Genomic DNA, 15,849 nt, shown 5'->3' with positions numbered 1-15,849 from the left:
CAGGAAGCATGGAAGCGGTCATCTCCATGCTTTTTTGCTTGTATAGCGAGATGCTCTTTCTTCTATCTCTCGGTTTGTTTTATGCTCATTTTCGAGCATCCAGTTATCTAATTTTTCTCGACTAAAGAAGATTATTTTCCCATTAGGCTTGCTGAACGGAATGTTTGCAGAAGAAGTTAATTTGTACATGTAGCTTCGTGAAATACCCGTATAATCACATGCTTCATCGAATGTTAGGACTTTTTTGCTGCCTAACAACAGCTTCTCAATACGCTCTAAGCGATTGTCAAGTTCAATAGTGCTCATTTTTATTACGTTTTGAAATTAATAAATGAGCAAATGCATTTGCCTTTTGTTTCAATTGATGATACAAAGGAAAACAAAGGCAATAAGCAACACAATAAGGCATCGGTCAATGCTCTAAATGCTTAATCAAGTCCTCTATAGTAGTTATTTTGTATGCGTTTTTTATGCCTCTTGCTTTGGATATTGTAGATTTATCGCTTGGAGATATGAAATTACCATCCAGAGTTATGCTTGAAGTAATATACTCTAATATGTTTTGATCTTTAGATAGATCCTTTAGCTTTCTGGCAGATATAGTGACCAGACAAAATAACGCAAGATCTTTTTGTGATGGTGTTTTGTTTGCTTTTTTATATCCCCTGTACTTCCAGTCAATAAACTCATCATTTTTAAGTGTATCTCCGTTTACAAACTTGTTTAGAGCTCCATCCGAAAAGGTGATGTAATGTTTTTCTTTGAAATACGCTTCAATATTAACATTATCCCTTTCTGGGCTTTCCAATAGTAAATTTACATCGTCCTCTTCTGTATCAAACAATATTTTATGAATAGTAGTTGATCTTAATGGTTTTTTCCAAATACCCCCTCTTGTATTTGTAATAGACAAACCGTCCGCTTTTAATGTGTACGCCCATTGGGAAGCGGTGTACGATAGAGCAAGAATATATTTGTCATACAAAACTATTGGAGATGTTAATACTTCTCCATCTCCTGTTTTGAATTGTATCTTATTCTGAATATAGTATGCCCAATAGAATTGATGTACATTCAAGCAGATGCCGTAAAAGTCTTTTTTAAGCGACTCTATAAATGTACTCCTATCTGATGGCTCTATTTGATACAGGTTTGAAGTTAGTTCACTCTTAGCGTCATTTAATAGTTCGTGAAATCGAGAGGGATTTAATTTTTCTATTTCCAAAATATCGTCGGAACTTATAGATAGGGAAAGGATTGCTGATAAAGTACCTGGAGTGACATTACCTTTTTGTCGGCATCCTTTAAAACAAGCCCCTTCACCAGAAACACCTTCTATTGAAAGACTCTCTTCTCGTGCGTAATATTCAATACTTACATATTGAAGCGCATCATAGAACTTTGATAAACTATTTGTAGAGATAGACATGTCTTATAATTTTAATTCGGGAATAATATTAGCCGCTTCTTTCATCTTGCTATCAACGATCTTGGCATAAATCTGTGTAGTTCTCAATTCTCTATGCCCTAAAAATTTGGAAACGGTATATAGATCCGCTCCATTTTCAAGCATAAGAACTGCGCAAGTGTGGCGCGAGCAATGAAACGTAATGTGCTTAGTTATGCCGGCTCGATTGCTCCAATTAACGATTTCTGCATTATTCGTAGAACTATACTTCAACCCTCGGAAAACTCTGTCGCTTTCATTTTTCCTGTCCCCAAGTAAAGAACGTGCTTGGTCGGATATATATAAATACTCTAATCCGTCTGTTTTCTCCTGTCGAAATATGATTTTGCAATAGGGTTTACCTTCATTATCCGTTTCTTCTCGGATTTCGCCCCAGATTAGCTTATTGACATCACTCCAACGCAATCCTGTTAGGCAGGAAAATAGAAAAGCTGTTTTTAGCATTGGATATTTGCATTCTGCTCTATACAGCGATTGTAATTCGTTAAAAGTCAAGTATTCCCTTTGACTTTCTCCCATCTCAAAACCCTTGATACCTCTTAATGGGTTAGAAGAAAAGTATCCTTCATCAAAAGCTGCATTTATACAAGCCTTGAACTTATTGTAATAAGTGTATTTGGAGTTTTGACTTAATCCTATTCCTGCGCTTGTGGTTGCCTCTGTATCTAAATACTTTTTGAATCCTCTTATGAAGTCTGGCGTAACTTCTTCTATGGTTAAGTTTTTCGGGCAGTATTTAAGTAGGTGCTTTTGTGCAGCATGCCAGTTGTCATAGTTTTGATCAGACTGATAGCGTTCTTGTTTTTTCTTTTCATAGTAATCCAAGAATAACTCTTTAGGTTTATTGTGATCTCGGATGCTATACTTACCTTGCACATATTCAGCTTGACGAATAGCCAGTATATCTTCTGCTAGTTTTTGAGTATCTTTGTTTTCTTGTTTTTCCTTTGGGTTTTGTGGATTCTCGTGTAGATACAGTTTTAGATACTCGAAATCTCGATTATGCTTGACCTTTCCTTCGGCATCTACAATTTTTCCTTTGTAATACTCAATATACAAGGAGAGCTTTCCAGTCGTTAGCTTTTTCTTCTTTAGTGTGATCTTCATATTCGTTTCTATTTATGCAAGGTGTAAATTGGTACACCTCAAATCGAATGCTGAAACAAAAGGTGTACTTTCGATGGACAAAAATAGAAATAATTATCTAAACAACAACAAGGAAAAGAATAATTAAATTTGAAATTACACAGATAATCAAATAGTTACTTTCTTTTGATGGGATGATATTTTCCTTTGATTTCTATGCTTACTTCCCGATACAAAAATTCGCAAAAATATTCCCCAGTATCTCATCATTGCTGATCTGTCCGGTAATTTCGCCCAGGTAATGCATGCACTCTCGGATATCCTGGCTTAGGAAATCACTGGAGATACCGGTCTGCATTCCTTCTATTACACGTAGAATGGCCTGATGGGCTTTGGATAATGCTTCGTAATGGCGGATGTTGGTGACGATCACGTCGTTCTGCGTCAGTTCCGGTAAAGCGGCGGCTTGAAGAAGTTTTTCTTGTATAAAGGTAGGCGATGTTTCGTGCTTAGCCGAAATATAAAGTCGTTCGGCAGGTATATGATTCAACATTTGCTGACGCTCGGACAGTTCTTCGGCAGTAAGCAAATCGGATTTATTGAATACCAACAAGAGGTGTTTGCCTTCGGCTTTCGGCAGAATGGTTTTAGCCAACGTTTCGATCTGTAAAGCGGGAGTAGTCAGGTCGATCACCCAAAGGACAATAGCCGCCTGCTCCAGCTTTTTAAATGTGCGTTCGATCCCCATATTTTCGATGGAATCGCTTGTCTCTCTAATCCCAGCCGTATCAATAAAGCGGAAGGTGATTCCTGAAAGGCTGATCGTGTCTTCAATAACATCCCGGGTTGTTCCGTGAATATCGGAGACAATGGCTCGTTCTTCACCGACCAATAGGTTTAGTAAAGTGGATTTGCCGGCATTGGTTTCGCCGATGATAGCCACAGGGATACCGTTTTTGATGGCGTTCCCTACGCTGAACGAATCGGCCAGTTTGCGGATCAGTTGTTCGATCGTAACAGCCAACTGACGAAGATTGCTCCGGTCGGCAAACTCCACATCTTCTTCACTGAAATCGAGTTCGAGCTCAATTAAAGAAGTAAAATCGAGTAATTGGCTACGTAATTTAACCAGTTCATTACTGAATCCTCCCCGCATTTGGTTCAGAGCAAGTTTATGTTGCCCGGCAGAGGTGGAGGCGATCAGATCGGCTACCGCTTCAGCCTGGCTTAGATCCATTTTTCCATTCAGAAAAGCGCGCTGGGTAAATTCGCCGGGTAAAGCCGAACGTGCACCTGTTTCAATCAATAGTTGCAGGATCTGTTGCTGAATGTAGACGGAACCATGACAGGAGATTTCGACAGTCTCTTCACCGGTAAACGAATGGGGCGCCCGAAAGATGGAGATCAAGACATCATCCAGTGTTCTATCGTCTTTGAGAATTTCACCAAAATGAACCGTATTCGGGCGGCTCTCTGTCAGGGTTGTTCCCGAAGGAGTTCTGAACAGTTGATCGACCAGTTCGATTGATCCTTTTCCGGATAAACGTATCACAGCAATCCCTCCACATCCGGGAGGAGTCGAGACGGCACAAATAATAGAATCTTCTGTCATTTTTTTTAATTGTTCTAACGCATACAAAAGTACACAAAAGTTGCAGAACCTTTTAGACAAAAATAAGGCTGCCCCAATTTAGGGACAGCCTCATATAGCTATTTTTATTGTTTTGGTCTTTTTCTTTTTGGTTAAATCTGGTTTTTACTCTTAGCTCCAAACATTTTTAATCTCTTACTCTTTTGGTTTTCTTTGTCGTTTTTACTCTTAAATTTGTTTTCTGTTGTGGTTGGGTTTGTGGTTGGGTTTTTACTCTTAAATTTGTTAACCTTATTACTCTCAATTATGTGTCTATCTTTATTTCTGATGCAAAGATATGGCTGGTTTCCGGGGCACGAAAAAATTCAGACAAAAAAACATCTTACAAATCGTAACTATTTCTGTTTCCCTCAAAAACGGCCTGAAATGAACAGTTATTACAACTCCTTCAAGTTGTATATTCTAATATTTTCAACAATTGATTACAATTTGCAAGTAAATCGCCCCTTTTCAGGGGCTATAGAAAAAACCGCTTTCATTTTCCGGAGAAAAGAAAAGCGGTTATCTAATTTCGTAAAAAACAGATTCTTCTATTATAATGGAAAGATCTATTATCTTATCGTGAGTTATAAGTTTCAAATGGAAGGAAATGTGAAAAGAGTGAAGGCGAACGCCACAGGCGTTAAATGTACATAACCCCGGGTGAAGAGGAGCGTAGCGGATCGACCCGGGGGGCGGTGAATAGATACTATTCTCCAATCAACGCCGATAGGTGTTGAACCGCAGATGATTGAACACCTTCGGCGTTCGTTTGTTACACTCATTATATACCCCGGGTCGATCCGCTACGCTCCTCTTCACCCGGGGTTATGCACATTAAATCCCTGCGAGATTTGGCCTTCGGAAAATCTTCAAACATTACACAATCTAAAGATCACACAAACTGTTCCCATCTTCCAATCTTACACGAATTGGAATAACTCTTTATATTGAAACTCGCGTTATCTTAATTGTTTATACGCTTTGCCCAGCATTGCCGTAATATCACTTGCCAACAAACTCTCTTCTGAGTCCATCGCAGCAGCCAGGTCACCGGCAGTTCCATGCAGGAATACGCCCAAAATGGCAGCCGTATTGGAATCAAAGCCTTGCGCCAGCAGTCCTAAAATAATACCGGTCAACACATCTCCACTTCCAGCCGTAGCCATTCCGGGATTACCGGTCGGATTGAAATAGATCCCACCTTCGGGCAAACATATGGCCGTATACGCCCCTTTCAGTACAAGTATGACTTTATATTCAGTAGCAAAGGAGGTCGCTTTTTGTAACCGTTCGAATGTATTGGTACTCCCTCCGGCGATCCGGTCGAATTCTTTGGGATGAGGAGTCAGGATGCTCCGTGGAGGAACATAACTCAATAACGGTTTATTCGCCGCTAAAATATTAATCCCATCCGCATCAATCACCAACGGCTTACTGCTTGATTTCAATAGATCCTCCATTCCGATCACACTGTCTGTATGTTGTCCAAGGCCAGGACCGATACCCACTGCACTATACGATTGTATCTCCGGTATCATCGTAAAATGATCTTTATGCGGATCGATACTCAACATCGCCTCAGGGATCGCTGTCTGGAGAACCGTTTCTCCACATTGCGGAAGATGAACCGTCAGCAAACCTGTCCCGCTTCTAAGACAAGACTGCGCAGCAAGAAGTGCCGCTCCTGTTTTACCACGGCTACCAGCCACCAACAATGCATGACCAAACATTCCTTTATGGGCAAATTTATTACGTGGTTCGATCAGATTGGCAATATCATCTTCCATCATCAAATGATAGGGTGTCTGAGTACGTGCGACGATCTCGGGGAGCAGACCGATATCCAACACCTTCCAATCCCCTGTATACGGAGCATTCTCAGGCAGGAAAAAAGCCAGTTTAGGCGAACCGAATGTCAATGTCAGGTTCGCTCGAATGATCGCATCCGGATTGTTTTCACTATTGTCTTCTCCAAACAACCCGGAAGGGATATCGATCGACACAATCGTAGAGCCGGATTGGTTGATATAATCGACCATCGCCGCAAATCCACCGGTCAGTGGGCGGTTCAGCCCCGTTCCGAATAATCCGTCAATAATAATATCTCTTTCGGTTAATTGAGGAGGTTCGAAATCATCAATAATTTCATGAAAAGGAATATCGGGAAACTCTTCCAATAAATACGCTTTATTAGTTTGACATTCCGGTGAAAGATTTTCAGTCGGATTAAACAAATAAGTCTCCACCTTATACGACTCGTCTGTCAACAGACGGGCAATGGCCAATGCATCAGCGCCATTATTCCCCTGGCCGGCAAAAATAAAAATACGGGATTGCTTGGAGTAGCGCCGGCAAAATTCATGCATAAACAGCGTAGCGGCACGCTCTATCAAGTCGACCGAGCTGATAGGCTCATTCTGGATCGTATACTTATCAAGTTCTTTCGCTTGCTCATTGGTAAAAATCTTTATCATAACGGTATCGGTTATTGAATGATTTAATAATAGGCAAATGTATAATAATCTTTGCGATATTTCCAGAGCGAGCAGATCAAAATTTATACGGTTACAATGTGTCAATTTTATCAATATGTCAGTTTACCCCAGCCCAGACTGCCCTATTTGCAGCATACTGCAGGACTGGTCGAAAAAAACGCAAGGATTTGGGGTTTATTTTTATCTCACACGTTGATTATTATCCTCACACGCCCATTTTTGAGGGTCTGAAAAAATAGCTATTCCAGAGAAAAACAAGCGGTTTAAAGCCCACTTTTATCGCTCGTTGCAGCCCTTCAAAAAATCATCTGCATAACCTTGGACGGTTTTCTAAATGGTTTTACAAAACCATCCAAACGATTTTTAAAATCTCTTGGGTGAATTGGGTAAGTGATGCAGACAAATCGCCAACAATAACCCGTATTTTGCACAAAAAAGCTGCAATTGTATACTTTTTTCACTCAAAAACACCGATATGCGCGTTATTTAAAAACGCATTTTTATTGATTAATGTCATAAATTACTCGTTTTTAACATCAAAACGACATTATCATCACACATCATACACCCGTTTTGATCCGTTTATCATGCCTATATTGCCACTCTTTTTGGTGTATCCCTGAAAAAGTAGTACCTTTGACATCCGAAACTTAACACATATTATGGACACTATTCGTCTGAGAGATAAAGAATTTAGCCTATTTATTACCGAGCAGGAAATTCGGGAGGCTATCACTAAAATGGCTACGCGCATAAAAGCTGATATCAAAGAGTCCAATCCCTTATTTGTCAGTGTGCTTAACGGTGCGTTTATGTTTACCGCAGAGTTAATGCGCGAACTGGATGGCCCCTACGAGTTGACTTTTGCCCGTTATTCTTCATACAAAGGGACCTCTACCTCGGGAGAAGTCAAAGAGATCGTTCCGCTTCAGACAGATATACGTGGGCGTATGGTTATTTTGCTCGAAGATATTATCGACACCGGGCTGACCATGGAGTTTGTGATGAAAAAGTTATTAGACGAAGGAGCGGCAGAAGTACGTGTGGCGACCATGCTGTTTAAGCCGGAAGCACTTAAAGCGTTATTAAAGCCCGATTATGTAGGCTTTGAGATCCCTACCGATTTCATTGTTGGGCATGGTCTCGACTACGACGAGATGGGGCGTTCCTACAAAGACATCTATAAATTGAACGAATAAGGAAAAACACAAAATCATAGTTGTAATTAAAAAAAAGAGAAACGAATTATGTTGAATGTAGTTATTTTTGGTGCACCGGGTTCCGGCAAGGGAACGCAGAGTGAAAGAATCATCGAGCAGTTTGGTCTGGCACATATCTCAACAGGAGATGTCTTACGTGCAGAGATGAAAAACGATACCGAACTGGGTAAAATCGCAAAAGATTATATTGAAAAAGGACAGTTGGTTCCTGACGAATTAATTGTAGATATGCTTGCGAAAGTATTGGATGAGAAAAAGGGATCAAACGGTGTGATTTTTGACGGATTTCCCCGCACAATTCCACAAGCGATTGCATTAAAGAATATGTTGAACGAACGTGGAACAGACGTCAGCGTGATGCTGAATCTGCAAGTTGAAGAAGAAGAGTTGATCAACCGTTTACTTGAACGTGGAAAAGTATCAGGTCGTTCGGATGACAACCTGGAAACCATCAAATCCAGATTGGAAGTTTACCATAGCCAGACAGCGCCTTTAGCCGATTATTACATCAAAGAAGGCAAACACGTCGCTATACAGGGAGTCGGTTCAATTGACGAAATTTTCGACCGCATCAAAAAAGCGTTGGAAGAGATCAACGCCTAAAAAATACAAATTCAACGATTGGCTCATGAGGATAAATCATGGCCAATCGTTCCTCATTATCTAAGATAAAACAAAATGGCTGAATCAAACTTTGTAGATTACGTAAAAATATATTGTCGCTCAGGAAAGGGAGGCAGAGGCTCTTCGCATTTCCGTAGGGAGAAATATATTCCCAAAGGTGGACCCGACGGAGGAGACGGAGGGAGAGGAGGTCATGTTTATCTTCGGGGAAACCGGAATTACTGGACCCTACTCCACCTGAAATATGAACGGCATATTATGGCCACCAATGGGAATGGAGGAACAGCCAAACGCAGTTCCGGAAAAGACGGGGAAGACCGTATCATTGAAGTTCCCTGCGGAACAGTTGTCTATGATGCCGAAACAGGCGAATTTATTTGCGATGTGACGGAAGACGGACAGCAGGTCATGTTGTTGCAAGGCGGCCGAGGAGGTTTAGGAAACTGGCATTTCAAATCATCCACCAATCAGGCCCCACGGTACTCGCAACCCGGTGAACCTGCACAGGAACGGATGGTGATCATGCAACTCAAACTACTGGCCGACGTTGGCCTTGTCGGGTTTCCTAATGCCGGAAAGTCGACCCTTTTGTCTGTAGTTTCTGCTGCCAAACCCAAGATTGCCAACTATCCGTTTACCACCTTAGAGCCCAATCTGGGAATCGTCAGCTACCGGGATAACCGCTCATTTGTGATGGCTGATATTCCCGGCATCATCGAAGGCGCCAGCGAAGGGAAAGGATTGGGATTACGCTTTTTACGCCATATCGAACGCAATTCATTATTGCTCTTTATGGTTCCGGCCGATGCCGACGATATCCGGAAAGAGTATGAGATCTTACATAATGAGTTGGTGAAATACAACCCCGATCTGCTCGATAAACGCCGCGTACTGGCAATTACCAAAAGTGATATGCTGGATGAGGAGTTGATCGAAGCCCTTTCGCAAGAATTACCTGAAAACATTCCGTATGTCTTCATCTCGTCCATAGCCAATATAGGATTAATGGAGTTGAAAGATCTGTTATGGAAAGAACTGAATAAAGAGACATTCCATGAAGTCGAACGGATTGTTCATAAACAGATTGATGTGAAGTCGCTTCCCGATGACGATTTCATCATGCCGGTAGCTGTAGAGGATGACGATGACGATTATGAAGAATACGACGACTGGGAGGAGGATTGGGAAGATGAAAACGGTAACAGTTGATGGTCTCAGGCTCTATCAGTTTACACAACTGAGTAGGGAAAATTCCATTTCCCATTTTGTCTCAACCATTCATGGGGGAGTCAGTCAAGGGAGTTACAAAAGCCTTAATTTAGGAGCGTATTGTGAGGATGACCCGGTAGCTGTACGAACAAATCGTCAACGACTGGCCAATGGCTTATCCATTGATGTCGAAAAACTAGTTGTCCCTTATCAGGTACACGGTGTCAATATGCTGAAAATCGATTCCTCTTTTCTCTCTTTATCTGCCGAAGAACAAAACAGACAGTTATATGGAGTGGATGCACTGATCACCAATCAACCGGAGATTTGCATCGCCGTATCGACAGCCGATTGTGTCCCTCTCCTACTCTATTCGCCCGAAAAACAAGTCGTAGCCGCTGTTCATGCCGGTTGGCGTGGGACAGTCGGACAGATCGCCCAAAAAGTCGTATTGCAACTGAAAAAGCAATTCGGCTGCGACCCTCAAACACTTTTTGCCGGGATAGGCCCTTCGATCTGCCAGCACCATTTTGAAGTGGGCGAAGAGGTCGTCGATGCCTTTGTTGCTGCCCGACAGGATATGCAATCGATACTCTCCCGCCATCCGAAAACCCAAAAAGCACATATCGATTTATGGAAAGCGAACCGGTTGCAATTAGAAGAGGCAGGAGTACCTTTCAAGCAGATAGAAATGGCCTGTCTTTGTACAGTCTGTCAGCAGGAGGATTTCTTTTCTGCCCGGCGATCCGGTCTATTAAGCGGACGGATGCTTTCCGGTATATGGATGAAATAAAACCGCGTATAAGCTATTATGATACAAGTTTCAATCGCTGAAGAAATAAAAAAGGTATGCCCCGATTTGCATGTGTTAACCCTCTCTTGTATGGTGAAAAATACACCTTCCGACACCACACTGTGGCAAGAAATCACTGAAATGGAAAAGTATATCCGTCAAACAGGGAAATTGGAAGAGTTGAATAAATGGGAACCTATTCGGGCCACCCGCCAAGCCTATAAAAAACTGGGCAAAGATCCCAATCGCTATCGTCCTTCGGCAGAGGCATTAAGAAGACGAATTTTCAGAGAACTCCCCCTTTATCAGATAGATACACTCGTTGATATCATCAACCTTGTTTCGCTAAAAACAGGATACTCCATTGGCGGTTTTGATGCGGATAAAATAGAAGGGGAACTTGTTTTAGGAGTTGGGCAGGAAGGGGAACCTTATCAAGCGATCGGCCGGGGGATACTGAATATCGAAGGATTGCCCGTATATCGAGACCATAAAGGGGGAGTCGGTACACCGACAAGCGATGAAGAACGCACCAAAATCGACTTAAATACCTCCTCTTTATTAATGATCATCAACGGTTATTCGGGTTATAACGGGCTCGTTGAAGCCGGACAATATGCCTTGACACTGCTCAAACAATATGCTTCCGTGTCGGATGTCCGGACTATTCTAATCACCTCCTCCCGGCAACAAGAGATCATCCTGTGATCTGTTAATAAAAGTTGCTTTGTTAAAAAACAACGGTTTTATGCTAAAAAACATATCTTTTTTTTTGTTGTAATAGATAAATCTCTAAATTTGCGACTGTTAAACAAAATGTAAACCCAAAGATGATTGAATTAATTGGAACCAATGCCGGCCTCGTATGGAATACATTAAATGAACGAGGCAAAACAAGTGTTAAAGATGTTAAGAAAGCAACCAAAATCAAAGCCGACAAAGACTTATATGCCGCAATCGGCTGGTTAGCAAAAGAGGGTAAATTGTCTTTTGAAGAGGTTGAAGGTGAATTATTCGTTGCGCTGATTTAATCAGTCCAAACGATTGAAAGCATGAAGGAGGCTGTTCAATTTGTTGAACGGCCTTTTGTTTGTTTAAACGCTTCGTATCAAAATAATTAAAGTGAGAGTTGGTTAATTCAATGATTAAATCTACTTTTGTATAGAATTTGGTGTGAAATGACCGAAGATCAAGAAAGATTGTTAGCTGTATTTGAGGTAAGGGTTCGTGATTTGATAGCCTTTTGTGATAAACAAAAGCTTAAGATTGACGAACTTTCCGATATTCTGAAAAAAAAAGAGAATGAGTTACAGCAAGCACAACAGTTGATTGAAGAGTTGCACGCCAAATGCGATAATATGCTTACGGCCAGAGTCTTTTCAACAGATGAAAAAGCAATAAAAAAGGCACGGACGCAGTTATCGAAATTAGTGCGGGAAGTAGATAAGTGCATTGCATTGTTAAATGAATAGGCGCGATGGACGATAAATTTCTGATACATTTAGAGATTGCTGAAAAGAATTATGGTCTTTGGATCAATAGAGGCGATGAAGAATTAGCAAGGGATGCTGCGAAGCAAATCCGTAACAAGATTATACAATACCGGCAAAAGTTTGATAAATCTGATCTGGATGTAAAAGATTTACTGGCGATGGTTGCTTTCCAATTGTCTATGAATAATCTACAATTGGAACAAAAGAATGATACGAGCCCTTATGCAGAGAAAATCATTCAACTCACAAAAGAGTTGGAGATGTTCTTGGAGGAGAAGTAATTATCCACTTATTAGAAACTATTTTTCCGCACTGCTTGACACGGTTTTGCCGTGCACTAGTAGTGCTTTTATGTTTATATAAATTTATAATTAATTATTAGTCAAATGGAAATGTATCTAATTATATCATTGGTGACCTTTATCCTCGGAGGTCTCCTTATGTGGATAGCGATGCGTTTCCTTTTCAAATCGAAGTACAATTCACTCCTTCGTGAAGCAGAAAAGGAAGCCGAAGTTATTAAAAAGAATAAGTTGCTGGAAGTCAAAGAGAAATTCCTACACTTAAAAGCTGATCTGGAGAAACAGGTCTCACAACGGAATGCAAAGATCCAATCGGTTGAAGCCAAGTTGAAACAGCGCGAGATGACAATGAACCAACGTCAGGATGAGCTTCAACGCAAGAACAACGAAGTAGAGGCTGTGAAAGAGAATCTTAACGCCCAACTGGAAGTCATCGAGAAAAAGAAACAAGAGTTGGATAAAATCCATCAGCGCGAAGTCGAACAACTCGAAACACTCTCCGGATTATCCGCCAGTGAAGCGAAAGAACGTCTGATTGAATCGCTGAAAGAAGAAGCAAAAACGCAGGCGGCCTATTACATCAACGAAATTGTTGAAGAGTCTAAAATGACCGCCAATAAAGAAGCGAAGAAAATAGTCGTTCAGTCGATTCAACGCGTGGCTACCGAGACAGCCATAGAGAATTCCATTACCGTATTCCATATCGATTCAGACGAAATAAAAGGACGTATTATCGGCCGCGAAGGACGGAATATACGCGCCTTAGAAGCCGCAACAGGTATTGAAATCGTTGTCGACGACACCCCTGAAGCGATTGTCCTTTCAGGATTTGACCCGATTCGCCGCGAGATCGCACGGTTGGCTTTACATCAACTGGTACAAGACGGACGTATCCATCCGGCTCGTATTGAAGAGGTCGTTACCAAAGTGCGTAAACAAGTCGAAGAAGAAGTGGTTGAAACAGGAAAACGAACAGTTATCGACTTGGGTATTCACGGATTACATCCCGAATTGATCCGTTTAATCGGAAAGATGAAATACCGCTCTTCCTACGGACAGAACCTGCTTCAGCATGCCCGTGAAACAGCCAATTTATGTGCTGTTATGGCCTCAGAACTTGGCTTGAATCCCAAAAAAGCCAAACGCGCCGGATTATTACATGACATCGGTAAGGTACCCGATGACGAGCCGGAATTGCCACACGCCATACTGGGGATGAAACTTTGTGAAAAATACAAAGAAAAACCCGATATCTGCAATGCGGTTGGCTCCCACCATGACGAAGTCGAGATGCAATCATTATTAGCCCCCATCGTTCAGGTATGTGATGCCATCTCAGGCGCTCGCCCGGGTGCACGTCGTGAGATTGTAGAAGCGTATATCAAACGTCTGAACGACCTGGAACAATTAGCCTTATCGTATCCGGGAGTGGTTAAAACATATGCGATTCAAGCCGGACGTGAACTACGCGTGATCGTCGGTGCCGATAAGATCGATGATAAAGATACCGAAAGTCTCTCTAATGAGATCGCGAAGAAGATTCAGGACGAAATGACTTATCCGGGACAGGTAAAGATCACGGTTATCCGTGAGACACGCTCGGTAAGTTACGCCAAATAAAAAATAGATTAATCAGATATCTCAAGAGAAGGTCTCCCCGAGGGAGGCCTTTTTTTGTCGCTTCAAAAACGTAAAAAATGAAGACAAACAGCGAACAATTCAGCGCTTTCAAGAGTTATTCAATAGGATGGATCACATTTTATAATAACCCATTGAACGAAAAGATTCACTCATTATAGATTATATTTATCAACGCATAAATAGAATTTCACTTCCGATGAGAGAGATTCTCGAACCGAATCTTTACATTTGAACAGAAATAAATATACAGCGATTATTCTTCACACATTTTAAAAAATAACAATATGGAAAAAAGTATTAAAGGGACTCGTACAGAGCAGAACCTGTTAAAAGCATTTGCAGGAGAATCACAAGCAAGAACCCGTTACACCTTTTTTGCAAGTGTCGCCAAAAAAGAAGGTTATGAACAAATTGCAGGCGTCTTTTTGGAGACTGCCGAACAAGAGAAAGAACATGCCAAACGATTCTTCAAATTCCTGGAAGGCGGTATGTTGGAAATCACCGGCACTTTCCCCGCAGGAATCATCGGCAATACGATGGAAAATCTGGCCGCTGCCGCTGCCGGAGAGAATGAAGAATGGGCGGAATTATACCCTGCCTGGGCCGATATTGCCGAAGAAGAAGGCTTTAAGGCTGTCGCTATCGCTTTTCGTATGATCGCCAAGGTAGAGGCCGAACACGAAAGACGTTACCGTAAACTGCTCGCAAATATCGAAAAAGGCGAAGCATTCAATAAAGAAGAGCCGATTAAATGGCAATGCCGCAATTGCGGATACGTGCATGAAGGGAAAGATGCCCCACAGAAATGTCCGGCTTGCGAACATCCGCAATCCTATTTTGAACCAATGAAAGAGAACTATTGAACAAAAAAATCATTTGACAATTGTCAAATGATCATTCCATAATCGTCAAACGATCGTTCGACAATTGTCAAACGATCGTTTGATAGTTATCAATCGATTAAACGTCGCAAATACGGATACATTTTTCCAAGGATGCGACTTTATCTTTTTCCTTAGGAACAAACTCCTGCCCCACGAACCCTTTATAACCCGTATCCATTAACGCTTTGATAATCGCCGGATAATAGAGTTCCTGCGTCTCGTCAATCTCCGCGCGACCCGGATTACCCCCCGTATGCACATGGGAGAAAAATTCATGATAGCGGCGGATATTCTCAATAATATTCCCTTCCATAATCTGCATATGGTAGATATCATACAACAACTTAAAGTTAGGCGAGCCCACCCGGCGGCACAATTCAACGCCCCATACCGTATGATCGCAGAGGTAATCCTTATGTCCTATACTGTTTAACAGTTCCATGGTCAGTACCACATTATATTTTTCCGCAATCGGCGTAATGCGCTTAAGGCCTTTCTCACAATTCTCCCACCCCTGCAAATCGGTTACACCATTCCGTTTCCCCGAAAAACAGATCAGGTTAGTCAGTCCCGCCTCAGCCACCCGGGGAATCATCTTTTCATAACTGGCCACCAACTCATCATGACGACGTGGGTCATTAAACCCATCGTCTATCCCAAGTTCTGCACCTTGCGCCATAGCGACCGTCAATCCGTGCTTCTGAACAATCTCCCATTCGGGCGGATCCAATAACTCAATAGACTGGATACCGATCCGTTTACATATTTCACAAAATTCGTTCAACTCGATGTCGCCAAAACACCATTTGCTGACCGAATGACGCACATTCCCTTTTAACGGGGGATAAGCCGGGAGATTCACAGATGTGGCAGCAGCGACGGAAGAAAGGCCGGATACGGCCGCAACAGCACCTCCTGCCAATGCGGTTTTGATCGCTGTTCTTCTTGAAATGTTTTTCATAATGTTATAGTGATTAAGTTTATATTGACAAATATAATGG

16 protein-coding genes are annotated in these 15,849 nt (G+C 41.8%); 10 read left to right on the top strand and 6 right to left on the bottom strand.

What is annotated here, in order from left to right:
• Window positions 1-18: 18 nt before the first annotated feature.
• The 5 genes from M2135_RS00405 to M2135_RS00385 all read right to left on the bottom strand — a co-directional run bounded on the left by M2135_RS00405 (window position 19) and on the right by M2135_RS00385 (window position 6,661).
• Window positions 19-306, bottom strand: a complete 288-nt coding sequence (locus M2135_RS00405) for a helix-turn-helix domain-containing protein (RefSeq protein WP_163221770.1) — start codon at window positions 304-306, stop codon at window positions 19-21.
• A gap of 106 nt (window positions 307-412) precedes the next feature.
• Window positions 413-1,429, bottom strand: a complete 1,017-nt coding sequence (locus M2135_RS00400) for a hypothetical protein (RefSeq protein ID WP_280746586.1) — start codon at window positions 1,427-1,429, stop codon at window positions 413-415.
• 3 nt (window positions 1,430-1,432) lie between these two features.
• A complete protein-coding gene (locus tag M2135_RS00395) occupies window positions 1,433-2,575 on the bottom strand; it encodes a site-specific integrase (protein ID WP_280746585.1) in 1,143 nt (380 codons plus the stop codon).
• A gap of 199 nt (window positions 2,576-2,774) precedes the next feature.
• Entirely contained in the window at window positions 2,775-4,166 is a 1,392-nt protein-coding gene (gene mnmE / locus M2135_RS00390; RefSeq protein ID WP_280746584.1) for a tRNA uridine-5-carboxymethylaminomethyl(34) synthesis GTPase MnmE, read from the bottom strand.
• Between the two features lie 980 nt (window positions 4,167-5,146).
• The gene (locus tag M2135_RS00385; RefSeq protein ID WP_280746583.1) at window positions 5,147-6,661 is read right to left on the bottom strand and encodes an NAD(P)H-hydrate dehydratase; all 1,515 of its coding nucleotides are present in this window, start codon (window positions 6,659-6,661) and stop codon (window positions 5,147-5,149) included.
• 683 nt (window positions 6,662-7,344) lie between these two features.
• Between M2135_RS00385 and hpt the strand changes: the two genes are divergently transcribed.
• From hpt to rbr, 10 genes are all read left to right on the top strand, one after another.
• Window positions 7,345-7,881, top strand: coding sequence for a hypoxanthine phosphoribosyltransferase (gene hpt, locus M2135_RS00380; protein WP_280746582.1), 537 nt, complete (start codon window positions 7,345-7,347; stop codon window positions 7,879-7,881).
• 48 nt (window positions 7,882-7,929) lie between these two features.
• Window positions 7,930-8,505, top strand: a complete 576-nt coding sequence (locus M2135_RS00375) for an adenylate kinase (RefSeq protein WP_280746581.1) — start codon at window positions 7,930-7,932, stop codon at window positions 8,503-8,505.
• A gap of 75 nt (window positions 8,506-8,580) precedes the next feature.
• A complete protein-coding gene (obgE, locus tag M2135_RS00370) occupies window positions 8,581-9,735 on the top strand; it encodes a GTPase ObgE (protein ID WP_280746580.1) in 1,155 nt (384 codons plus the stop codon).
• Complete coding sequence (pgeF, locus tag M2135_RS00365) at window positions 9,716-10,528, top strand: peptidoglycan editing factor PgeF (RefSeq protein ID WP_280746579.1); 813 nt, start codon at window positions 9,716-9,718, stop codon at window positions 10,526-10,528. Before obgE ends, pgeF begins: the two co-directional genes overlap by 20 nt.
• Window positions 10,529-10,546: 18 nt before the next feature.
• Window positions 10,547-11,236 carry a phenylalanine--tRNA ligase beta subunit-related protein gene (locus M2135_RS00360; protein ID WP_280746578.1) on the top strand — a complete coding sequence of 230 codons (690 nt, stop codon included), beginning with the start codon at window positions 10,547-10,549 and terminating at the stop codon, window positions 11,234-11,236.
• 122 nt (window positions 11,237-11,358) lie between these two features.
• Entirely contained in the window at window positions 11,359-11,559 is a 201-nt protein-coding gene (locus M2135_RS00355) for a winged helix-turn-helix domain-containing protein (RefSeq protein WP_280746577.1), read from the top strand.
• 147 nt (window positions 11,560-11,706) lie between these two features.
• Entirely contained in the window at window positions 11,707-12,000 is a 294-nt protein-coding gene (locus M2135_RS00350; protein WP_280746576.1) for a hypothetical protein, read from the top strand.
• Window positions 12,001-12,005: 5 nt separating this feature from the next.
• Entirely contained in the window at window positions 12,006-12,302 is a 297-nt protein-coding gene (locus tag M2135_RS00345) for a cell division protein ZapA (protein ID WP_280746575.1), read from the top strand.
• Window positions 12,303-12,407: 105 nt separating this feature from the next.
• A complete protein-coding gene (rny, locus tag M2135_RS00340; RefSeq protein WP_280746574.1) occupies window positions 12,408-13,943 on the top strand; it encodes a ribonuclease Y in 1,536 nt (511 codons plus the stop codon).
• 305 nt (window positions 13,944-14,248) lie between these two features.
• Entirely contained in the window at window positions 14,249-14,827 is a 579-nt protein-coding gene (rbr, locus tag M2135_RS00335) for a rubrerythrin (RefSeq protein ID WP_280746573.1), read from the top strand.
• 97 nt (window positions 14,828-14,924) lie between these two features.
• Here rbr and M2135_RS00330 read toward each other — a convergent pair whose 3' ends face one another.
• A complete protein-coding gene (locus tag M2135_RS00330; protein WP_280746572.1) occupies window positions 14,925-15,809 on the bottom strand; it encodes a TIM barrel protein in 885 nt (294 codons plus the stop codon).
• Window positions 15,810-15,849 lie beyond the last annotated feature (40 nt).

Source organism: Parabacteroides sp. PF5-9, from assembly GCF_029893105.1.
Lineage (GTDB): Bacteria > Bacteroidota > Bacteroidia > Bacteroidales > Tannerellaceae > JARXWG01.
This window is presented reverse-complemented; position numbering and strand designations above follow the sequence as displayed.